We start from the raw sequence: 22,284 nt of genomic DNA, 5'->3' as shown, positions 1-22,284 counted from the left end.
AGCAAGCTCCCTCGCCACAATGGCCGGCGGCAGCTTTAGAGCTGTGGAGTCCAGGTCACCCCGAACATCCACGCCCGACCTTCCTCGCGATACCCATACTGAGCGTCGTCATGGCTGTACAGCGCCCGGCTGTAGCCCTTGTCCAGCAGGTTATCGAGCTTGAGCTCCAGCTTGATCTCGCGACTCAGTTCCCAGCTGCTACGCAACCCCAGCAACGCATACCCGCCCAGCGGCTGCTGATTGTTCAAGTCGTCATAACTGCTGCTCACCGCTTGCCAGCTGGCGCCAAGGCCCAGTCGATCGAACTGCCGATCCAGGTCCAGGCTCAACGTTCGTCGTGCACGACGCGCCAGGGTATGCCCGCTGTCGCGATCCCTCGGGTCGATGATTGCCACGCCGAGATTGCTCTGCCAGCCGAACAATTCCTGTTTCAACGCCGCTTCGAAACCGTTGATCCGCGCCGAGGCCACGTTCTGCGGCCGGGAGTTGCTGCCGAAAATAATCGCGTCTTCCAGGTCCGTGCGATACAGCGAAGCCTCCAGTCGGCTGCTGTCAGTTAACTGGCTGCGCCACTGCAGTTCGTAGCTTTTCGAGGTCTCGGGCTTGAGGTCCGGGTTGCTGAAATCCGGGTAGTACAGGTCATTGAAGGTCGGTGCGCGGAAGCCTTCACTGTAGGTCAGCAACAGGTCGTTGTCCGGGTTCAACGGCAGGGTAAAAGTGCCGCTCCAGCTGTTTTGCCCGCCAAATTGCTGGTTCTGGTCGCGCCGCAAACCCAGTTCCGTGGAGAAACTGTCCGCCTGATAGCGGTGCTGAATAAACGCCGCGCGGTTCCAGCGGCTGTCTTCGTCGAACGGCGTGCTGCTGTTGATGCGGTCTTCGTACCAGTCGCCGCCGAGGATCAGGCTGTTGCGTTCGTTGAGGGTCAGGTCGTTCTGCCAGTTCACCGAGTCGCGGTAAGTGTTGAACACGCTGCGCTCGTCGCTGAGCTTGTCGAAGGTTTTCTCGCGGTTTTCGCTGTGGCCGAACTCGACGCGGGTTTTCCAAATGTCGTTAACCCGAGCGTCGACGTAACTGCTGACGCTGCTGACGTCGAACTCGCTGTAAGGCTGCTGCTGGACCGACTCGAAGGTGTTGAGGTCGAAGCGCCCGAACGGATTGTCGAACTCGCTTTTGCCACGGTTATCCAGCAGGTTGGCGCCGATTTCGATGTCGTCGGTGAGGGCGTGGCTCAGGCTCAGACTCATCGATTTATTGCGGTACTCATCGTGATCGCCATCGCTGGGATACGACTCATGAGTGCGATTGATCCCGGCAGTTTCATCGAGGCTGGCGCCGAGGTTGAAACGGGTTTTCTCGTCGCCCCCGGACAAGCCCAGGCTGCGTTCCCAGGTTTGATGGCTGCCAAAACCTACATGCATGCGCGGCTGCAAGCCGGCCTCGTCACCGCGACGGGTGAAAATCTGAATGACCCCGCCGATGGCATCGCTGCCGTAAATCACCGAGCGGGAGCCGCGCAGCACTTCCACGCGCTCGACCTGTTCGATGTTGATGTGCTGCAGGTTGCTGTCGCCGGACGTCGAGTTGCCGATGCGTTGGCCATCCACCAGGACCAGGCTCTGGGCCGAGTTGGTACCACGAATGTAAATCCCCGGCAGGCTGCCGCGACCGCCGGTTTGCCCGACTTGAACGCCTGGCACCCGACGCAGCAGGTCCGTGACGCTGTTCGGTTGCAGGCGATCAATGTCTTCGCGGGTGAACACGGTGTTGGCGGCGCTGCTGTCGTTGCGCGCTTCGACCTGGCGATTGGCGCTGATCAGCACATCGGGCAGCTTCAGGGCCTGATCGCGTTCGAAGGTGTCGGCCAGGAGCTGGCCGGACGGCAGAAGGGTCAGCGTCAGGGCGAGGCGGGAGAGTTTCATCGGGTAATCCGTCGGCGCTTTAAAGCGAACACATATTTGAAAGTTGCCCAAAACCAATGTGGGAGCGAGCCTGCTCGCGATGACGGTGTATCAGTCAAGAATGAGTTGACTGTCAGTCCGCTATCGCGAGCAGGCTCGCTCCCACAGGGTCTTGTGTTTAGATTTTCAGCAGTTGCAGGCGCTCGCGAACAGAAGCCTCGATCCCGGCCTCATCCAGCCCGCACTCCGCCAGCATTTGCGCAGGCTTGGCGTGTTCGACGTAGATATCCGGCAAGCCCAAGTGCAGCACCGACTTGAGGATGTTCTCGCGGGCAAGGAACTCGCTGACCGCGCCACCGGCGCCGCCCATGATCGCGTTTTCTTCGATGGTCACCAGCAACTCATGACTGCCGGCAATTTCACGAACCAGTGCCTCGTCGAGGGGTTTGACGAAGCGCATGTCGACTACGGTGGCATCCAGCGTCTCGCCGACTTTCAGTGCCTCGGCCAGTTGCACGCCGAACACCAGCAGCGCCACTTTGCTGCCCTGGCGACGGACGACACCCTTGCCGATTTCGATCGGTTCGAGGTTTTTCTCGATGGTCGCATTCGGACCGTTGCCACGCGGATAACGCACCGCCGCCGGGCCGTTGTACAGATGCCCGGTGCTGAGCATTTTGCGCAGTTCGTTTTCGTCGCTCGGCGTCATCACCAGCATGCCGGGGATGCAGCGCAGGAACGACAAATCGAAGCTGCCCGCGTGCGTCGGGCCGTCTTCGCCCACCAGACCGGCGCGATCGATGGCGAACAGCACGTCAAGGTTTTGCACCGCGACGTCGTGGATGAGTTGGTCATAGCCGCGTTGCAGGAACGTCGAGTAAATCGCCACCACGGGTTTCGCGCCTTCGCAGGCCATGCCCGCCGCGAGGGTCACTGCGTGTTGCTCGGCAATCGCCACGTCGAAATAGCGCAACGGGAAACGTTCGCTGAAGGCCACCAGGTCAGAGCCTTCCTTCATTGCCGGCGTGATGCCGACCAGGCGCGGGTCTGCAGCGGCCATGTCGCATAGCCACTCGCCGAACACACCGGAATACTTCGGACCGCTCGCTTTTTTCGGTGCGGCGGCCGGCGCGTCCAGCGGCTCGAGTTTGGTGATGGCGTGGTAGCCGATCGGATCGACTTCCGCCGGAGCGAAGCCTTTGCCTTTCTTGGTGACGATGTGCAGGAACTGCGGGCCTTTCAGATCGCGCATGTTGCGCAAGGTGGCGATCAGGGTCGGCAGGTCGTGGCCATCGATCGGGCCGATGTAGTTCCAGCCCAGCTCTTCGAACAGCGTGCCGGGGACCAGCATGCCTTTTGCGTATTCTTCGGTGCGACGGGCGATTTCCCAGGCGCCGGGCAGGCGCGACAGGACCTTTTTGCTGCCTTCGCGCATGCTCGCGTAAGTGCGGCTGGAAAGGATCTTCGCCAGGTAGTTCGACAAACCGCCGACGTTGCGCGAGATCGACATGTCATTGTCGTTGAGGATCACCAGCATGTTGGCGTCCACTTCCGGCGCATGGTTCAGCGCCTCGAACGCCATGCCGGCGGTCAGTGCGCCGTCGCCGATCACGGCAATCGCCTTGCGATCACTGTTTTGCAGGCGGGCGGCAATGGCCATGCCCAGCGCTGCGCTGATCGACGTGCTGGAGTGGCCGACGCCAAAGGTGTCGTACTCGCTCTCGGAACGACGCGGGAAGGCCGCGACGCCGTCCTTCTGGCGCAGGGTGCCCATGCGCTCGCGACGGCCGGTCAGGATTTTGTGCGGATAGGCCTGATGACCCACGTCCCACACCAGCCGGTCGTCCGGGGTGTCGAAGACGTAATGCAACGCAATGGTCAGCTCGATGACGCCCAGGCCTGCACCGAAATGCCCACCGGTCTGACCGACCGTGTAGAGCAATTCCAGGCGCAACTCATCGGCCAGGGTTTCCAGCTCGGCTTCGCCTAACCGGCGCAGGCCGTCCGGCGTGTTGGCACGGTCGAGCAGAGGCGTGGTCGGGCGCTTGCGGGGAATCTCATGAAACGTCGTGGGCATCAGGCGAATCGTTATAGGTATAAAAGATGCGGCAGTTTACCTGATGCATCGCCCCCTGCCCACGCGTTGCTCTTTTTTGGCGGATACGCTGTCAGCTGCGGCGGTCCACGATATAACGGGCCAGATCGCGTAACGGCTCGGCGGCCGCGTCAAACGGTCGCAGCGCGTGCAGGGCCTGGTCGCGCAGTTCCAGGGCATAAGCCTTGGCCGCATCGAGGCCGAGCAGGGACGGGTAAGTCGGTTTGTCGCGGGCGATGTCGGCGCCCTGGCGCTTGCCGAGGGTTTCGGTATCGCTTTCGACGTCGAGAATGTCGTCCTGGACCTGGAACGCCAGACCGATGGCCTGTGCATAGTTCTGCAGGGATTTCAGTTCGTCCTTCTCGGCCCGGCCGCTGGCGAGGGCGCCGAGTTTGACGCTGGCTTCGATCAATGCGCCGGTTTTGTGCCGGTGCATGTATTCGAGGGCCTTTTGATCGAGTTTCAGGCCAACGGAGCCGAGGTCAATGGCCTGACCGCCGACCATGCCCGCCGGGCCCGCTGCCAATGCGAGCGCGCTGACCATTTGCAGGCGGATTTCGGCGTCCAGCGTACTCAGGCGCGGATCGAGCAGGGCACTGAAGGCCAGGCTCTGCAAGCCGTCACCGGCGAGGATCGCGCAGGCTTCATCGAATTTCTTGTGGGTGGTGGGCTGGCCGCGACGCAGATCGTCGTCGTCCATGGCCGGCAAATCGTCGTGCACCAGCGAATAAGCGTGAATCAGCTCCACCGCGCAGGCCGCGCCATTGGCTTGTTCAGCCTTGCCGCCCAACGCTTCGCACGCGGCGTAGGCCAGCAGCGGGCGCACACGCTTGCCGCCGTTCATTACGCTGTAGCGCATGGCTTCGTAGAGACGAGCGAGCTCAGGGCTCGGTGCGTTGAACAGGGTTTCCAGGGCCGCGTTGACCCGGGCCTGGCTGGTCGCCGAATACGCTGCAATCATTCTGGCTGATCCGCGTCGAAGGGTTCCTCGGCCAATTCGCCATCCCGTTCAAGCAATACCTGAACCTTTTGCTCGGCCTGGGCCAGCGCCGCCTGGCAATCACGGGTCAGACCGATGCCCTGCTCGAAAGCCGTCAGCGAGTCCTCCAGCGATAATTCGCCGTTCTCCAGTCGCTCTACCAGCGTTTGCAGGTCAGCGAGGGATTGTTCGAAATCCAGTGCAGCTTTTTTGCGGGCCATGGCGGCTATTTCCGGTTGACGTTAAACCGGCGCGACACTAGCAGACATGGGGGTTATGGGCAAATGAGGCCACTGTCTGATGCACGGTTGTATCCGTTGCTGCGGTCACGGCGGTTAAAAAATGTGGGAGCCAGCCTGCTGGCGATGGACGCACAGACAACGCGATCATCCAGACAGGGCGCGTATCGTTGACGTCCATCGCCAGCAGGCTGGCTCCCACAGGGGAATTGCGCGCATCAGCAGAGTCAGGTCGGCTGTCAGGCTGCCTTGGTTTGCATTTAATCGAGGCGCCCTGAACAAGATTATTCGGCTCACCGTCCAGCCACGACCGTGACCCCTCCCTCAAATCAAGCACCATTCGATTGTTAAAACCCCACCAAATGGCTACCCTTCGCGCCTTCTACGACCCATCAGTCACGGGTCGATCTGACGAAACGCAGTACTTGGATCTGTAACGCGCCTAGGATCAGGCGCAGGGTTTCGTTATGCATGGCAGGAGGCGTTACATGCGTTCATGTTTTCTATTGCTGATCGGGCTGGCCTGCGCGACCACTGCCTGGGCCGGGCCAACGGCCGAGCTGACGGAACCTGTCGGCGGCTGGCGTTACTCCGGTTTGCTCGACCGCAGCGAAAACCCGCAAGTCGCCTATCCCACGCCACCCATCGACCGCGGCGTGCAGCGCAATCGCACGATGATCGAAGGCCAGCTCAAGGCCATCGGTACTCAACGCGGGCCGCACACGCTGGCGGTCAATGGTAATCCGCTGAACCTGTACACCGACGACGCAGGGCGTTTCGCTCGGCCGTATGCGTTCGGCGCAGGTTCCAACAGCGTCGAAGTGCGCAGTGCCGAAGGCAAATCCCTCAAGCGCGTTCAATTCTATGAAGCCAACGACTTGCGCACCCCGGCGCGGATCCGCGTGGTGCTGGGGTGGGACGACCCGAAAGCCGAACTCGACCTGCACATCATCACCCCCGACGGCCAGCATGCGTTTTTCGCCCACACGGCGTTGACCAACGGCGGCGGTCTGGACCCGGACGGCGTCGATGGCCCCGGCCCGGAAATGTTCACCATGACCGCGCCGCTGCATGGCACCTATCTGGTTTACGTGAACTATTGGGGCAACTTCGGCAGCGAAGGCTATAACTTCGATGAGGCCAGCAACCAGAACGAGGTCATCACCTCGCAAATCAACCTGGTGCTCAACGAAAACACCGTCGACGAAAAACGCGAGACCTTCATCGTGCCCCTGCGGGCCATCGGTGACCTGCTGCTGGTCAAGACTTTCAACTATTAAGCATCCCGCTCCACGGATGAATTGCTGAGCTTTGGGAACATGAGCGTGAACATGAGCGATAACACTGTGACACCTGCCGCTGATGCACCGGCTGCGAATATTTCTCGTCGCTGGCCGACCGTGCTGATCGGGCTGTGCCTGGTGGCGGGCGTCGCGGGCGGGTTGGGCTGGTTCATGCACAAACCCAAGGCGCCGCCGGCGGCCCTGGCCAGTGACAAACTGGGCATGAGTCGCCCGGACGGTCTGCTCGAAACCCGCTCCCTGAGCCAGTTGCCCAAGGACTTGCTGGCGGTGCCATTTCTCAAGGAAACCCTGACCGAAGATTTCGTCTTCTATTACGAAACCCATGTGGATCGGCTCGGGTTGATCGGCAGCCTGCGGCGGATTATTTACGAGCATGACCTGAAGTTGCAGGACAGCCTGATCGAGCAGCTGTTCGATCAACCGGCGGATGTGGCGCTGTGGCGCGGAGCGGACGGTCGGCTCAAGGATTTCCTGCTGGTGATGGATCGCGGTGGCCTGGCCAAGGTGCTGGAGCCGCTGGCCAAGGTGGCACTGGATGACTCGCAACTGACCAAACTCAGTGACGTGAAAGTCGGCGCCGACGACGTTGCGCTCTATCAACTGAACTACAACGCCAGCAAAGCGCTGGTATTCGCCTCCCATGGCGACAAATTGGTGGTGCTGTCGAACCCGTCCAAACTCTACGATCCGGGCAACGGCCCGATGGACGAGCCGGGCAGCGTCTCGACCCTGGCCATCGCAGCGTTGCTCAACGGTGACAAACTGTTTCCCGAAGCCTTCGGACTGCCACCGCGTGCGCCGGAAGTGAAACAACGCCTGTCGGTGAACTCCAGCGTACTGGCGATGGGTTACCAGCGTTTTATCCCTAACTTCGCCGGCCTGCGTTTCGACATGGACGACAAGGGCTGGCACAGCTTCCTGGCCATGGATGAACTGGAAAACCAACCGGACTTCGATTTCAAACCGGTCTGGCAAGCCATGCCGATGGGCGCCAGCGCCTGCGTGGCCCTGCCGCTTGCCGCCGAACAACAGAAACCATTGCTGGTGAAACTCGGCGCCGAAGAGAACGTGGCCCAAGCGCTGACCGAACACATGGCCGGTGCGGCCGGCCTGTGCTGGTACGCCGATTCGCGGCTGTACACACCGCTGCTGGTGGCCAGCCTCAATGACAAGGACAGCGCGAAACTCGACGGTGATCTGGGCACTTTGTTCGGCTCGATGGTCGGCGCCTACGAAGGCAATGTCGAAGAACATGCGTTCCCGGTGGTCGAGAAACAGGAAGGCGAAACCCATCAATGGCAACGTCAGGTCAGTTCCAATTTCGGTCCGTATGCCGCCAAGGACGCCGAGACGCCGGAAGCCATCACCGGCAAGGCGTTCATGAAAGTCAGCCTGGCGCGTCACGGTTCAACGCTGTTGTTTTCCCTGGACGACAAGCTGGTGGACAAAGCCCTCGGCACCCTCGACAAACGCTTCCCGCCGATGGCCGATGTGGTGCCCAAGGACTTGCTGATGCCCGTCTATTTCGGCCCGGATTCCATGGCGCAACTGATGCAACAGGAAACCCTCGACAGCCTGCCGCAGGACATGGAGCCGGTGTTTTACAACGCCGCGCAAACCTACCTGATCCCGAAACTGCGCACGCTCGGCGGTTACGGCAAATATGCCCTGACCTTGCCCGCCGGCAGCGAGCCTGATGGCCACTGGCAGTGGTTGCCGCTGGAATGGAAAGCCCTGTGACCGCACTCATTCGAGGCCTCGGCCTGCTGGCGATGTTGCTGGGCAGTCGCGCATTGGCCAGCGACGCCGCGCCGCTCGACGTGCAGCAATCCCAGGTGTTCCGCGCCTGGTTCGTGCGCATCGCTCAGGAGCAACTCACCCAGGGCCCGAGCCCGCGCTGGTATCAGCAGGACTGCGCCGGGCTCGTGCGGTTTGCCGCCAACGAAGCGCTGAAAGTCCATGACGACAAATGGCTGCGCAGCAATGGCCTGTCCAATCGCTACCTGCCACCGGAGTTGCAATTGAGCGAGGCCCAGCGCGGTCTGGCCCAGCAATGGCAGCAGGGCGGCGGCAAGGTCGGGCCATACGTCAACGCGATCAAGCTGATTCAGTTCAACAGTCATCTGGTGGGCCGCGACCTGGCGCAAGCCCGGCCCGGCGACCTGATGTTTTTCGATCAGGGCGACGACCAGCACCTGATGATCTGGATGGGCCGCTACATCGCCTATCACACCGGTACCACCACCCCCACTGACAACGGCATGCGATCCGCGAGCCTGCAGCAACTCATGACATGGAAGGACACCCGATGGATACCCGATGCAGCCAACCCCAACTTCATCGGCGTCTATCGACTGAACTTTCTCTCCCAATGATCGGTGCCCGCATGCTGCGTTTCTGTTCAAAACTGCCAGTGTTGCTGGCACTGATTCTGCCGCTGGCCACGGTCAACGCCGAAGACACCGTCGCGCCAAGCAACTACACGCCGGTGGCCGGGGAAAGCTTTTTCCTGCTGGCCGACAGCAGCTTTGCCAGCGACGAGCAGGCGATGGTGCGCCTGGAAGCGCCGGGCCGTGACTACCGTCGATTCCGCATGGAACCTTACGGCGGCGCCGACATTCGCGTGTACCGCATCGACAAGCCGCTGGACTTCCTCAAGCGCCAGAAGAACCTGCACCGCGTGGTCAGTGACGGCCAGTTCAAGGGTGAAGGCCTGTCGAACACCCTCGCTTACCTGTGGGACAACTGGTACCGCAAATCCCGTCGCGTGATGCAACGGGCGTTTTCCTACGAGTCGCGTAAACAAGTCACCGAGGAAGTGCCGGAACTGAAGATGGGCACCGCCATCGCCGCACCAACGCCTTACGACGCTCAGCCGCAATTCGCGCTGATTCCGGGCCTGCCGGTGGTCAGCCAGTTCCGGTATCCGCTGTGGCAAGCCAAACCGATCCAGCCGCCCGAAGGCGTGAACCTGGCCGGCTCTTCCAGCGAGTTCGTCACCGTTGCGCCGGGCAACGTGTACATCCCGCTGGGCCATCTGAAACCGGGGCTGTATCTGGTGGAAGCGCTGATCGGCAAGTACCGCGCGACCACCATGGTCTTCGTTTCCAACACCGTCGCCGTCAGCAAGATTGCCGGTGATGAACTGCTGGTGTGGGCCGCGCGCAAACACGAAGGCAGTTCGGTGCCCAAGGTGAATGTGTTGTGGACCGATGGCCTTGGCGTCATGAGCAGCGGCGCCACCGATGCCGATGGTTTGCTGCGCCTGAAACACGTCAGCCCGGAGCGTTCGTTCGTGATTGGCGAGGACGAAGAGGGCGGGGTGTTCGTCTCTGAAAACTTCTATTACGACAGTGAAATCTACGACACCAAACTCTATGCGTTTACGGACCGGCCGCTGTATCGGCCGGGGGATTGGGTGTCGCTGAAAATCGTCGGTCGCGAGTTCAAGAACGCGCGTGACTCAGTGTTGCCGACCGCTGCCGACGTCAACGTGACCGTGCTCGATGCAACCGGCACCGCGCTGCAATCACTGGCGCTGAAACTGGATTCAAAGGCTGGAACCCAAGGGCGATTCCAGTTGCCGGACAATGCCGTCGCGGGCGGCTATGAGCTGCGTTTCAGCTACAAGGATCAGGCTTACAGCAGCGCCTTTCGCGTGGCCGAATACATCAAGCCACATTTTGAAATCTCGCTGAACCTGGCCAAACCCGATTACCGCACCGGCGAACCGGTGAAGGGCAATCTGGTGCTGCTGTACCCAGACGGAAAACCGGTGGCCAATGCCAAATTAACCCTCGGTTTGCGTGCCCAGCAACTGTCGATGGTCGACAACGAACTGCAATACCTCGGGCAATTCCCGGTGGAGCTGACCAGCACCGAACTGACCACCGACGCCAAGGGCAACGCGACCCTCGACCTGCCGGCCGCCGACAAGCCGAGCCGCTACATGCTCACCGTGTTTGCCAGTGATGGCGCGGCCTATCGAGTCAAGACCACCAAGGAAATCCTCATCGACCGTGGCGCCGCGAGCTTTCGTCTCGGTGCACCGCAGCGCTTCAGCGCCGTCGGCGACAAAGTTGTCTTCAGCTACGTCAATGAAGGTGGCAGCGAGCAAAGCAAAGCCGTCACGCCGAGCGCCTACAGTTGGGTGCGCCTGGAAGACCAGACCACCGGCGGAGGTAAACTCGCGGCGACCGATAAGGGCTTCACCCTCGCCTTCGACCGTCCGGGCACTTACAACCTGAGCTTGAAGGACGACCATGGTCGCGTGGTCGGCGCGACCGGCCATTCGGTCACCGGCGATGGCGTCAAAGCCGTGCCCGGCACCGTGGAAATCGTCCTCGACAAAGCCGAATACAAGGCCGGCGACGAAGCGCTGGCGTTGATCACGTTCCCTGAGCCGGTCAGCGACGCGTTGCTGTCCCTGGAACGCGACAAGGTCGAGGCCACCGCGCTGATATCCAAGGGCGGCGACTGGCTGAAGATGGAAAAGCTCAGCGAGACCCAATACCGCGCGCGCATCCCGGTGAAAGACAACTTTGCGCCGAACCTGACGTTCTCCGTGCTCTACACCAAGGGCGGCCAGTACAGTTTCCAGAACGCCGGGATCAAGGTGATTGCGCCGCAGATCGACGTGGCCATCGCCACCGATAAAGAGACCTATCAGCCGGGCGATACGGTGTCGGTGGACCTCACCACACAGTTCGCCGGCAAGCCGATTCCGGCGCACCTGACGGTCAGCGTGGTCGACGAAATGGTTTACGCGCTGCAACCGGAAGTCGCGCCGACCATCGACCAGTTCTTCTACCACCCGCGCCGCAACAATGTGCGCACTAGCGCCAGCCTGTCGTTCATCAGCTACGACGTGGCATTGCCGGGCAGCCCCGGCGCACCGGGCAAAGCCAATCGCAGCGAGCGCGGCGTGAAAGTGCTGGAACGACCACGCCGTGAAGACGTCGACACCGCGGCCTGGCAGCCTGAATTGGTGACCGACGTCAGTGGCAAAACCCGCTTCACCTTCAAGATGCCGGACTCGCTGACCCGCTGGCGCATCACTGCGCGGGCCATCGCCGATGACGGTCAGGTCGGGCAGAAAAAGCAGTTCGTGCGTTCGGAAAAACCGCTGTACCTGAAGTGGAGCGGGCCAACCCGATTCCGTACCGGCGACAAACCGGACCTCGGTGTGTTCGCCTTCAGCCAGGCCGAGCAACCGGTGAAGGCCGAGCTGGTGATTCATTACGGCGGCGCGGATCAACGGGTACCAGTGACGCTGAACAACGGCATCAACTACATCGCGTTGCCGGCGTTCGCCCCGGTCAATGGCGATTGGACTGCAGAGCTGGTGCAGGACGGCAAAACCGCAGACGCCCTGGCCGTGCGCCTGACTGCGACCGGTGAAGGCTGGCAGGTCACGCAGAGCCAAAGCCTGGACGTGGCCAGTGGCGATACGCCGTTGGCCTTGCCAGCAGACGCCAGCGATATCCGTCTGCGCCTGGATGACAGTCCGCAAGCGCTGTTCCGTTCGGCGCTCGATGATTTGCTGAGCTATCCGTATGGCGGCGTCGAGCAGACGGCCAGTCGTTTGCTGCCGTTGAGCATCGCTTATCCGACCTTGTCGGCGAATCTGCAGATCCGTGATCGCCTGCGGCTGATCATGCAAAACAGCCGTCTGCGGCTGGTGCAGATGGCCGGGCCCTCGGCGAGTTTCACCTGGTGGGGTATGGACGGTGAGCCGGACGCGTTCCTCACCGCGTACGCCTATTACGCCGACTGGCACGCCAGCAAAGCGCTGGAGCTGAGCCTGCCGCCAGAGCATTGGCAACGGGTGCTGGAGGTCTATTCGAAACAGGCCAAAAACACGCCGCTGTTGCAGCGCGCATTGATCCTGTCGTTCGCCAAACAGATGCAATTGCCGGTGAACACCTTGCTCAGCGGCTTGATGGACGACTTGTCGAAAGCGGGCGAGGGCAATGCGGCGAACCTGATGGACGATGGCGAGGACAGTCTCGTCATGAGCGATCCGGATTCGGCGCTGGGGCTGGCGGCGGCACGTGCGTTGACCGCTTCGTTGGCGAAGCAATCCAAGGTCACTTTGCCGGACGCGTTCAATCGGCAACTGGCCGATGCGCAGCAGCGTCTGGCCGTCAGTTCCCAGCCGTTTGCCGAAGCGCTGAACCTGTCCCTGCAAACCTTCGATCAGGCCCACGCGCAAGCGTTGTTGCAACGCTTGTTGCCGCAGCAATCGACGCTGGAACGTGCACTGGCGCTGACCTGGTTGCAGCGCAGCATCGAGCAGGCTTCGCCCACCATCGCGCTGGCGCCGGGTGACGGCTGGAAGAAAAACTACGGTGATACCGGCGAGATGTATTGGACGTGGCAGGGCGCCTCGCCCGTGCCAGCAGTGCTGTCGCTGAGCGGGACACAAGAGCGTCCGTTGCGGGCGGCGTTGAGTTATCAGACGCGGCAGCCGTCGGTTGATCCTGTGGCGGTGACCATCACGCGTCGCCTGTCGCGACTGGTGCCGGGTGACGAAGCGTTCACCTTCAAACTGGAAGCGGTCGGTACCAAACCTTTGTCCAGCGACAGCCTGTATCTGGACGAAGTGATCCTCACCAGTAAGGCTGCCAAGCCGTTGCGCTACGGCATGATCGAAGTGCCGCTGCCGCCGGGCGCCGATGTGGAGCGCACCACCTGGGGCATCAAACTGATGGGCAAGGCGGGCACAGAACCGACGGCACTGGAGAAGGCGCGCTTCGAGCCGGGTCAGATGGCCTATGCGATTCCAGTCGATGCGCTCAGCGGCGAATTGCGCCTGCGCCATCTGGTGCGCTTCTCGCAAAAAGGTCAGTTCAATTTGCCGCCGGTGCGTTTCACTCAGGTCTACGCGCCACAGCATCAGGCGCAGGAACAGAAACCGGCGCTCGGCCAGGTCACGGTCAACTGATGTGAGCCGGTTTCTGCTGGGGTGGCTGTTGTGTTTACTCCCTGCGCTGGCGACAGCGCAGGAGGAACCGCTGCGCTTGGGCTTCAAGGGTGAGCTGCTGACGCTGAGACGCACTCAGGTGATGGCTCGCGAGCCAATGCCGGCAGACGTGCAGACACCGTTGGGCAGTCTGTGGAAGTTGTTTGTGTATGGCTGGCTGGTGGACACCGGCGCACGTGAGCCGGCTTATGAATGTCGCGGGCAGTCGAAAGAAGAAGTCTATTGCTGCACCGCTGGCGGCAAGATCGAGCGTGATCAGGCCTTGGTGAAGTCGTGCGGTTTGTATTTCGAGCCGGCGCGGCTGGGCATTACTGGAGGTGACTGGCGCAGTTATTGGCAAGCGCGACACGCACCAGAGTGGTTGCTGGACTTGCCGTCATTGCAGCCTTCCACGCGTGTGTCGGTGGCCGAGTTGCTCAAGGTGCTGGCGGTGATGCCGGCGCAGGCTCAGGCGCGTCGAGTGTTATTGGACGTGGTATTGAACGCGTCCGACGGCAATGTCGTGGGCGAACTCGGCGGCCGGTTACGGGTGAAAACCTGGAGCTGGCTGGGCGATCAGGGGCCGTCTTCGCGCCAGGGCGGGTTCGCCGGCTGGACCACGGATGGCTCGCCGATCTGGGCCGGCGGGCGCGGGACCAGTCAAACGGTGCTGCGCAACTACGGTCAGGCGCTGGCGTCTGTCTTGCCGGTTGATTGGCCTGTGGACGCGGGACGCTGCGTTGAAGTCGGTCTGTTTGCCCGTTATCCGATCGAGCGTGTTCTGGCGGGGGATCGTGTGGTGTCCAGCGGGCCCCTGCAAGGCGACTACCGCGTCGAATTCACCAACGGCAATCAACTGGATATCCACAGCGACGGCGAATTGTTTTTGCTCAAGGACCAACTCGTCGCCCGCCTGGACCGTGAAGAATATGTCGCCCGCGTCCTGCAACGTGAAGCCCAGCCCGAACCTGCCGAAGCCGCCAAAGCATTGGCCATCGCCATCCGCACTTATCTGCTGCAAAACGCCACCCGCAACGGCGACTGCCTGAGCATCGACGACAGCAGCAGCCGCCAACGCGTTGCGCCGCGCCCGGCCACGGCCGAATCAAGGAACATCGCCGCCTGGACCAGCGACCTCGTGTTGGCCGGCAGCACCGTCACCTATCATTCCGACCAACCCGGCCCGGACAAACTCTCGTGGCAGCAAGCCGTCGAACAAGCCAACGCCGGCCAACGCTACGACGCCATTCTGCTGCACGCCTACTCGCGTGCGAGCCTCAGTCGATGGGACAACCCCGTCGCCTCTTGCGAAGCGCTGCCCGCCGCCCAGGACTGGCTGCAAAACCAGCGGCGCGGTTGGCGCCAACGCCTCGAAAGCGAAGTCGGCTACAACGAAGTCAGCACTTTCGCCGTCTGCCGCCTGGCTTTCGGCCGGCCCTACGTCGACCGCGAACGCCAGCGCATCTACGTGCGCGGCGTGCTGTCGCTGCAGGATCGCCTCGACCTGACCCACGAATACCTGCACCTGGCCTTTGAAGCTCATCCCAATGGCCAGGATGAAACCTACATCGAAGGGCTCGCCCGCCACCTCTTGCTGGAATAGGTCATGAAACTCCGTTATCCACAGGTCTTCCTGTTCCTTTGTACTTTCCTTGCGCTGCCGACAGTTTTTGCGGCGGATAACGCCGTGAAGCTCGACACCCCCGTCGGCGGCTGGCGCACAGGGGCGGTCGAGGGCGAAGGCGAACATTTTCGCCAGACCGTCAACTACCCGGCCTCGTCGGTCAATACGCCAGCGGGCCAGGCCAACACCGCGCGCATCACCGGCCAGATCAAAGCCACCCCCAAGTCCACCGAGCCCGGCCGGCTGATCGTCAATGGCGTCAGCATGCCGCTGAAGATCGACCCTGCCGGCCGCTTTGATCGCCCGTTCTCCTTCCCCAATGGCAGCAACAGCGTCGAAGTGCGCAGCCCCGATAGCCAACAACGTCATCGCACACAATTTTTCAACGCCAGTGGCGGTGCGACACCAGCCAAGTTGCGGGTGTTGTTGTCGTGGGACAGCGACAACACGGATCTGGATCTGCACCTGATCACCCCCGATGGCGCGCACATCTGGTACGGCGATCGTGTGGCACCCAATGGCGCCGCGCTGGATGTCGACGTGACGACCGGTTACGGCCCGGAAATCTTCGCCATGCCCGCGCCGATCAAAGGCCAATACCTGGTGTACGTGAACTACTTCGGGGGCGGGTATCGCAGTGATGAAGAAGGGCAGGAGGATGCGGTTCAACCGCTGACCACGGCGCAGGTGACGGTGATTACCGAGGAAGGGACGCCGAACGAGAAGATGGAGACGTTCCTGGTGCCGATGCGGGCGGTGGGGGAGTTGACGCTGGTTAAGGGGTTTAGTTATCCGTGAGGGGGTGAATCAGTCAGCGGGTTGCTGACCGATCCGATCTTGCGCATCCTGGTAGGCGGCTTCACGTTCACGCTTTCCAATGGCGATCACAAACACCACGACTTCTTGATCAAGCACCTGATAGATCAGGCGATAACCAGCACTGCGCAGCTTAAGTTTGTAGCAATCAGGCAAGTTGCGAAGTCGATTGGCTTCGACACGAGGGTTTTCCAATACTTCAGCAAGCTTCTTTTTAAACTGCTGGCGTAACGTGTCCCCCAGTTTGTTCCACTCTTTTAACGCACGACGATCAAATTCGAGGCTATAGGTCATCCAGGCTTACCTTGACTCGCTGAGGGGAGGCAAGGCGCTCGGTGACCACGGCGATGAGGGCTTCATCCTCTTCGCTGAGTAATGCTGCTTTGAAAGGCAGTTTGCCTCTCTCTGCGACGTATTGAAGGGTTTGGCGCAACAGCTCTGAGGGGGTGACCCCGAGTTTTTCCAGCTCGGCAAATGAACGCTGCTTCAGGTCATCGTCGATGCGAATATTAATAGAAGCCATGGTGAATTACCTGTAATGACGTTTGTCGTTACGATAGCAATTGCGGTACTGGCCCAACAACCTCTCATGGCGGTTTTCAGATGACAGGTAAGCTTTCTCTAGAGTAGCTTTCGCGTCATCCGTGAAGCACAAAAAAGGCCAGCGCTAACGCTGGCCTCTTCTTCAATCCATCAGCCACGCATTTCGCCAAGCCAACAAGTGTTCGTCCTTGAGCATCCAGTTGTCGAGTACCACGCTGCGAAGAGCATCTCCGACCCGGGCGTTGGCGTCGGGTTCCGCGAGGTGTTCGCGAATGGCGGCAACCCAGTCTTTCGGTTTGTTCTTGACCCTGGTCACGGGGAAGTCACCCTGATAACAGACGATGTCCGAGCAGATCACCGGGAAGCCACAAGCGCCGTATTCCAATAGTCGTAGATTGCTTTTGCAGGCGTTGAAGACATTATCTTTGAGCGGTGCCAACGCCAGGTCCAGGTTCAAGCCGGCGAGGTAGGCCGGGTATTTCTCGATATTCACGCCCCTGTGGAATTCGTGGACATAGGGACGCAGTTCCGGTGGGCACATGCCCATGAACACCCATTCCACTTCCCCGGCCAGTTCACGAACCACTTCGGCAATGACATTCAAGTCAGCGCCGTGGCCCGAGCCGCCGGCCCAGCCGACCCGAGGCTTGTGGCCTTGTTGGCGAAGGCTGGTCAGGCCGCTCCACCATTGGCTGGGCAGGCGGTTTTCTATCACTCGGATGTCGGCGTTATACCCCTTCAGTGCATGGGCCAGCGGCTGTGTCGACACTACCAGCCGGTCGCACAAGCCCACGGCTTTCTTCAAGCGTTTGGCAATGTCTTTGGGCGGCAGGTCGCGGCTTGCGCCAGTGGGCACGTCGAGGATGTAGTCATCCAGCTCGTAAACCTTGAAGGCCCTGGAAAATGCCTTGGAGTTCTCGATGAGTTCGAGCTGAGGTGTCGTGTATTGACGCTGGAAAATGATCGTGTCCGGCGCCAGGCGCTCCAGCTCTACCGGTTGAAGCCCCCAGTCGCTCAACGCGCCCTCGACCAGCCCGGCGGCTTTCATGGCCGCGAAGGGCTGGCGCACCCGATAATGGCCACAGCCGAAAGCGTCGCCGGGGTAGCACAGCGCGTGAGGCAACGCGCGACTGGCGAACGGTTGCCAGCCGGCCTCGCTGCGGCAATCGGCAGCGAAGCCGCTGCCTTCCAGGGTCAGGTTGCGGTTGTAGGCCTGGTCGTTGGCCAGCTGCGGCAGCCAACGCTGGTACATCACCGATTGTTCGCGCTTGAAGCGTTCGAGCTTGGCTTCCTGCCGGGTCGTGTCGACCGTGTGCTGGCTCACGCTGTTTTCGTGCACGAGCACCGCATAAGGCGTCCAGACAATCAGTCGCCCGGCCTGGCCGACTTTCAGACACAGATCGACGTCGTTAAAGGAAATCGTCAGGCTGGCTTCGTCCAGTCCGCCCACCTGGCGGTAAAGCTCGGTACTGATCATCAGGCAGGCGGCGGTCACCGCGCTGTAGTTCTGGTCAACCTGCAAACGGTGAAGGTAGCCGTTGGACTGCATGGGGTCGCCCAGGAAGGGGTGGTCAGCAACGCCGCGCAAGCCGAGGACCACGCCACCATGCTGAATCGTCCCGTTGGGGAATAACAATTTGGCGCCGACGATGCCGACTTCCGGCCGTTGGGCGTGATGGAGCAGCGCGCCCAGCCAGTCGCCATCAATGATCGCGGTGTCATTGTTGAGCAGCACCAGGTAGTCGCCACGGGCATGGCTGGCGGCGAAATTGTTGATCGCCGAATAGTTGAACGGGTGCGGGTAGCGCAGGATGCGCACCTTGGGGTCGTTCAGACTTTCCATACCGCTGAACCATTCCAGGGCTTCGGCGGTTTCACTGTTGTTGTCGACGATGATCAGTTCGTAATTCGTGTAGCGGGTTTTCTCCATGATGCTTTCGACGCAGCGAAGCAGCATCGGCAGGCAATCCTTGGTGGGAATCAGGATGGACACCAACGGCTGCCCGGCGTGTTGGTAAACCACGCGATTCATCATCGACAAAGGGCCTGTGCGCAATTCATGAGCCACACCCAGTCGCTGCAAATGCGCTTCGACTATCGCGGCAGAGTGCGCGATGACTTGGGGCTCGCCGAGCCACTGGCCGAAGTTAATCGCCTGGTGCACCAGCACATCGGAAAGGTGCCCGACGGTGCCCAACCCATGGGTTTCGATCAGCCGATAGAGCAGGTCATGGGGCGCCAGTTCGGCAAAGGCGGGATCGAAGCAATCGACGGCCAGCGCCGCTTCGCGACTGAAGGCCAGGGCTCGGCCGACATACGGATAACTGCGCAACAGATCCAGGTTCAGGTCTGGTTTGAATACCGGGTCCTGGCAGCCGGTTGCGGTCAGCGAGTCTTCATCGCTGTAGCAAACGCTGATGCCGGGGTTCAGGGCGATGCCTTCGGCGAGCACTAGCAGCGCGTGGGGATCCAGTTGGTCGCCGCCCCGCAGCAAGTAGCACCAGTCGACCTCGATACCTTGCAGCAACTCATTGAGCTGGCTCGGCCAGGATTCAGCCAGCGGCAGCCAGACCAGATTGTCGGCCGGTGTCACGCCTACCGGTTGGGCATTGGACAGCACCACAATGGCTGCGGCCCCATACAGCTGGCGGTCGATGCTTTCCAGGCTGGAACGCAACAATGCAATGTCGCCGGTGGTATCGGTCAACACCAACAAAATGTCCGGTTGCTGCGGCCAGCCAGCCAGTCGCGCCGGCAACGCTTCGAACTCGGCGGGGGACAACTGCCGGGTGTCCAGCCAGCGCCGGTACAGGTCGGTATCGCGCTGCTGTTGGCCGACAATCGCCAGCACACCAAAAAAGCGTTCCACGGCGTGTGCCAGGGTGCCTTCAATCTGGCCACGTTCAGCTTCAAAATCCTTACCGGCCAGCTGCATCCGCTCCAGAGGCGCCAGCGCTTCGGTGCGCACAAAGAACATGGTGCCGGCAAAAAAATGCGCAGCGTCGATTACTCGTGGGTCAAAGCCAGCACGTTCGGAGAGGGTGAACAGGTGCGTGCGGGTGCTTTCATCAAGGTCTTTGGCGACCGGCAGCCAGAATTTCTGGGTGCCCAGCAGCGGATTGCGCGCTGGGTCGGCCAATTGTTCTACCGAATGGCGGAAGCGCAAGGGGCTTAGCAAGTCATCAAAAAGGTCGCGGGCCCAGGCTTTCGACTCGCCCAGGGTGTGCAACTTGAGCACTGTGCGAATGTTATCGGCGCGTAAAAACGGCAGCACCTTCAGAAAGGGCAGAACATCCCGTCCGTGGTTGGGCACGCGGTACAGCGAATGACTCAGCCCGCTGGCCTCCAACTGAGCACGCACCGTGTCGTCTCGGCCGGCCACGCAGGTGACGTAAAGGTGCAGTCGTTCATGCAGGTCAATCAAGCGGACCAGAATGTCTCGCAGCACTTTGGGGTGATACACATGGATGACCACGCCAACGGGCGGCTCGCCGTCTTCGAGAAGTGGCTGCTGCGCGACCAGCACTTCACACTCCTTGAGGAACGGGGCTGCGCTGCTGTGTGCCTTGATGGGCAGGGCTTCAGACGCCAGGAAAGCACCTTTGGCTGGGAAGGTATTCGTCATGTTCACACCAATTTGAATAGGGGGCGAAGGTAGAACTCGCGGAAGCCGCCTTCAGGAAGCCCTGGGTCTCACCTTGCAGCGCGTATATGTCGGGGGACCCGCGCGGTGTCGAGATCGACTTCGACGTGGTGCCACATCACACATTGAACAAACGCACGCGAAAATGCCCCGGCACACAACCGTCAATGAAATGTTGTTTTTTGCTATCTGGAGGGGGGCCAAGCAGAAAGCGTTCCAACTTCGGGCGTCGTGGCCGGTGGTGGGCTGGCGGCGGAGGAACGATTGTTTCAGGCATTAAAAAGCCGGCTTGTGGCCGGCTTCTCGGGGACTGGCTTGGTTCATTTTTGGTAAACCGCGCCAGCCTTCAAAACGTACACCCGGATCTTGCGTCCGGCTGTGGGACTCGGCGAGAAAATCATCTGCCTTGTCGGTGCGATCGAAGCCGCGGGGCGGGTCGATGCGCAAATGTGGGGCGCAGCATACTGATTTTTTTGGAGAATTCCCAGCATGGTGTGCGACCTCAGGCTAACCCGTGACCTGTAGCAGCTGGCGTAGCCTGCGTCTGGCTGCGCAGCAGTCGTAAACCATTCGACTCGGTGTAACAGGTAAACCGCAATTACCGGTTTTACGACTGCTGCGCAGCCGGACGCAGGCTTCGCCAGCTGCTACAGGGTTGAGTGTTCACAGGAATGGCACGGGCGGGCGGCGTTTGTTCAGGGTCGACCACCAAAACACCCAGCCCAATACGCGGATGTTCTGCTCTTCGATTTGCGCAGCCCTGAAGACCTCATCGGGGTATTCGGCGCTGTTGTGGCTGCGCATTCGCAAACCATTGCCCGGCATCCGGTGCAGGTATTTGATTCGCAGCATCCCGTCATGTTCGATGGCGTAAATCTCCCCGTCGACAATCTGGGTCAGCCCGCGATCGATGGCGATGGTCGAGCCGTCTTTAATCTTTTCGTCCATGCTGTTGCCGATCATGCAGGCGCAGATGGCGTCCGCATGGTTGATGTCCAGTGAGTCGAGATGGCTGCGGGGCAGGCGCACGGGTTGGCTTTTGTCTTCCACGACATGGGTTTTACTGGAGCCTTGAGCGGCAGGCACTTCTTTGTAGACGCTCAGCTCGATGTCGGTGGGTTCGATGACGGTGTAAATGCCGCGGATAGCCTGGGCGTCGAAGGTGTTGCCTGACTCGTCGAGCAAGCGCAGGTGTTTGGCGTCTTTCGGGCCTTCGGCGGTTTTGAGCCAGTCGCTGTTGACGGACAATTTTCGGGCGACGGCTTCCATGATATGGGCGGGCACACCGCGGGTGTACCAGTTGTGGACGTTCTGCGGCGCCGTGTCCAGAAACTCGGCAAATCCTGTCGTCGTAATGTTCGCTGCCTTGAGCAGCGCTTTGAACCGTGGTCCGCTAGTGTTCTTTTTCATAAACACGAGTCTACGGGCGCTGGGCGGGGGTTTGAATAAACAAACCGTTCAAAATTCGCGGGAATTTTAAGACTGGATGTAAGACGTAAAAGGTAAATTTTAAACAGAGAAAAACCGAAACATCGGGGTGTTAAACAGTATGTTTACAGGCCTTTTCTGCGCCCACAAAAAACCCCGGATCAACCGGGGTTTTTTCAAGTCGTCAGTGGCGCAAGGCCAATGGCGCCTCAGCCTTTATAGGCAGCAACCGACTTGGTGATCGCGTCGCGGGCGGCGTCTGCACCGGCCCAGCCTTCGATCTTCACCCATTTGCCTTTTTCGAGGTCTTTGTAGTTGGCGAAGAAGTGCTCGATCTGCTGAATCAGCAGCGGTGGCAGATCGGTGTATTCCTTCACGTCGACGTACAGCTGGGACAGCTTGTCGTGTGGGACTGCGATGACTTTGGCATCGCCGCCGCCGTCGTCGGTCATGTTCAGGATGCCGACCGGACGGGCGCGGATCACCGAACCTGGAGCAACCGGATAAGGGGTCACAACCAGCACGTCGAGGGGATCACCGTCGTCAGCCAGGGTGTTCGGGATGTAACCGTAGTTGGCCGGGTAGAACATCGGGGTGGCCATGAAACGGTCAACGAACAGGCAATCGCTGTCTTTGTCGATTTCGTATTTGATCGGCGCGTGGTTGGCCGGGATCTCGATCGCGACGTAGATGTCGTTCGGCAGGTCTTTGCCAGCCGGAATCTTGCTGTAGCTCATTGGGCGGTGCCCCC

At 60.8% G+C, this 22,284-nt stretch carries 15 protein-coding genes; 6 read left to right on the top strand and 9 right to left on the bottom strand.

Annotated features, from left to right (window positions below):
• Window positions 1-35 precede the first annotated feature (35 nt).
• The 4 genes from EJA72_RS18055 to EJA72_RS18040 all read right to left on the bottom strand — a co-directional run bounded on the left by EJA72_RS18055 (window position 36) and on the right by EJA72_RS18040 (window position 5,193).
• A complete protein-coding gene (locus EJA72_RS18055) occupies window positions 36-1,919 on the bottom strand; it encodes a TonB-dependent receptor domain-containing protein (RefSeq protein WP_157712774.1) in 1,884 nt (627 codons plus the stop codon).
• Between the two features lie 157 nt (window positions 1,920-2,076).
• Window positions 2,077-3,975 carry a 1-deoxy-D-xylulose-5-phosphate synthase gene (dxs, locus tag EJA72_RS18050; protein WP_157712773.1) on the bottom strand — a complete coding sequence of 633 codons (1,899 nt, stop codon included), beginning with the start codon at window positions 3,973-3,975 and terminating at the stop codon, window positions 2,077-2,079.
• A 91-nt stretch (window positions 3,976-4,066) separates the two neighbouring features.
• Window positions 4,067-4,954: a (2E,6E)-farnesyl diphosphate synthase gene (gene ispA, locus EJA72_RS18045; protein ID WP_157712772.1), complete on the bottom strand. Its 888-nt coding sequence runs from the start codon at window positions 4,952-4,954 to the stop codon at window positions 4,067-4,069.
• Window positions 4,951-5,193, bottom strand: coding sequence for an exodeoxyribonuclease VII small subunit (locus tag EJA72_RS18040; RefSeq protein WP_007894317.1), 243 nt, complete (start codon window positions 5,191-5,193; stop codon window positions 4,951-4,953). Before EJA72_RS18040 ends, ispA begins: the two co-directional genes overlap by 4 nt.
• A 506-nt stretch (window positions 5,194-5,699) precedes the next feature.
• Here EJA72_RS18040 and EJA72_RS18035 point away from each other — a divergent pair.
• The 6 genes from EJA72_RS18035 to EJA72_RS18010 are packed head-to-tail and all read left to right on the top strand — an operon-like array spanning window position 5,700 to window position 15,901.
• Window positions 5,700-6,491: a YfaP family protein gene (locus EJA72_RS18035; RefSeq protein ID WP_157712771.1), complete on the top strand. Its 792-nt coding sequence runs from the start codon at window positions 5,700-5,702 to the stop codon at window positions 6,489-6,491.
• 51 nt (window positions 6,492-6,542) lie between these two features.
• A complete protein-coding gene (locus EJA72_RS18030) occupies window positions 6,543-8,255 on the top strand; it encodes a DUF2138 domain-containing protein (protein ID WP_157712770.1) in 1,713 nt (570 codons plus the stop codon).
• The gene (locus tag EJA72_RS18025; protein ID WP_157712769.1) at window positions 8,240-8,890 is read left to right on the top strand and encodes a DUF1175 family protein; all 651 of its coding nucleotides are present in this window, start codon (window positions 8,240-8,242) and stop codon (window positions 8,888-8,890) included. The genes EJA72_RS18030 and EJA72_RS18025 overlap by 16 nt, the downstream gene beginning before the upstream one ends.
• A complete protein-coding gene (locus EJA72_RS18020) occupies window positions 8,887-13,461 on the top strand; it encodes an alpha-2-macroglobulin (RefSeq protein ID WP_157712768.1) in 4,575 nt (1,524 codons plus the stop codon). The genes EJA72_RS18025 and EJA72_RS18020 overlap by 4 nt, the downstream gene beginning before the upstream one ends.
• A gap of 1 nt (window position 13,462) precedes the next feature.
• A complete protein-coding gene (locus EJA72_RS18015; RefSeq protein ID WP_178129411.1) occupies window positions 13,463-15,082 on the top strand; it encodes a DUF2300 domain-containing protein in 1,620 nt (539 codons plus the stop codon).
• A gap of 3 nt (window positions 15,083-15,085) precedes the next feature.
• A complete protein-coding gene (locus tag EJA72_RS18010; RefSeq protein ID WP_157712767.1) occupies window positions 15,086-15,901 on the top strand; it encodes a YfaP family protein in 816 nt (271 codons plus the stop codon).
• Window positions 15,902-15,910: 9 nt separating this feature from the next.
• Here the strand turns inward: EJA72_RS18010 and EJA72_RS18005 are convergent, their stop codons facing one another.
• From EJA72_RS18005 to ppa, 5 genes are all read right to left on the bottom strand, one after another.
• Complete coding sequence (locus EJA72_RS18005; protein WP_157712766.1) at window positions 15,911-16,213, bottom strand: type II toxin-antitoxin system RelE/ParE family toxin; 303 nt, start codon at window positions 16,211-16,213, stop codon at window positions 15,911-15,913.
• On the bottom strand, window positions 16,203-16,442 hold the full coding sequence (locus EJA72_RS18000) for a type II toxin-antitoxin system RelB/DinJ family antitoxin (RefSeq protein WP_039761862.1): 240 nt from the start codon (window positions 16,440-16,442) through the stop codon (window positions 16,203-16,205). Before EJA72_RS18000 ends, EJA72_RS18005 begins: the two co-directional genes overlap by 11 nt.
• A gap of 162 nt (window positions 16,443-16,604) precedes the next feature.
• Entirely contained in the window at window positions 16,605-20,087 is a 3,483-nt protein-coding gene (locus tag EJA72_RS17995) for a glycosyltransferase (protein ID WP_157712765.1), read from the bottom strand.
• Window positions 20,088-20,768: 681 nt separating this feature from the next.
• Window positions 20,769-21,515, bottom strand: a complete 747-nt coding sequence (locus EJA72_RS17990; protein ID WP_157712764.1) for a S24 family peptidase — start codon at window positions 21,513-21,515, stop codon at window positions 20,769-20,771.
• A gap of 227 nt (window positions 21,516-21,742) precedes the next feature.
• Window positions 21,743-22,270: an inorganic diphosphatase gene (gene ppa, locus EJA72_RS17985; protein ID WP_008052339.1), complete on the bottom strand. Its 528-nt coding sequence runs from the start codon at window positions 22,268-22,270 to the stop codon at window positions 21,743-21,745.
• Between the last annotated feature and the right edge of the window lie 14 nt (window positions 22,271-22,284).

This window comes from Pseudomonas sp. PB120, assembly GCF_009761815.1.
In the GTDB taxonomy this organism is placed as follows: Bacteria; Pseudomonadota; Gammaproteobacteria; order Pseudomonadales; family Pseudomonadaceae; genus Aquipseudomonas.
This window is presented reverse-complemented; position numbering and strand designations above follow the sequence as displayed.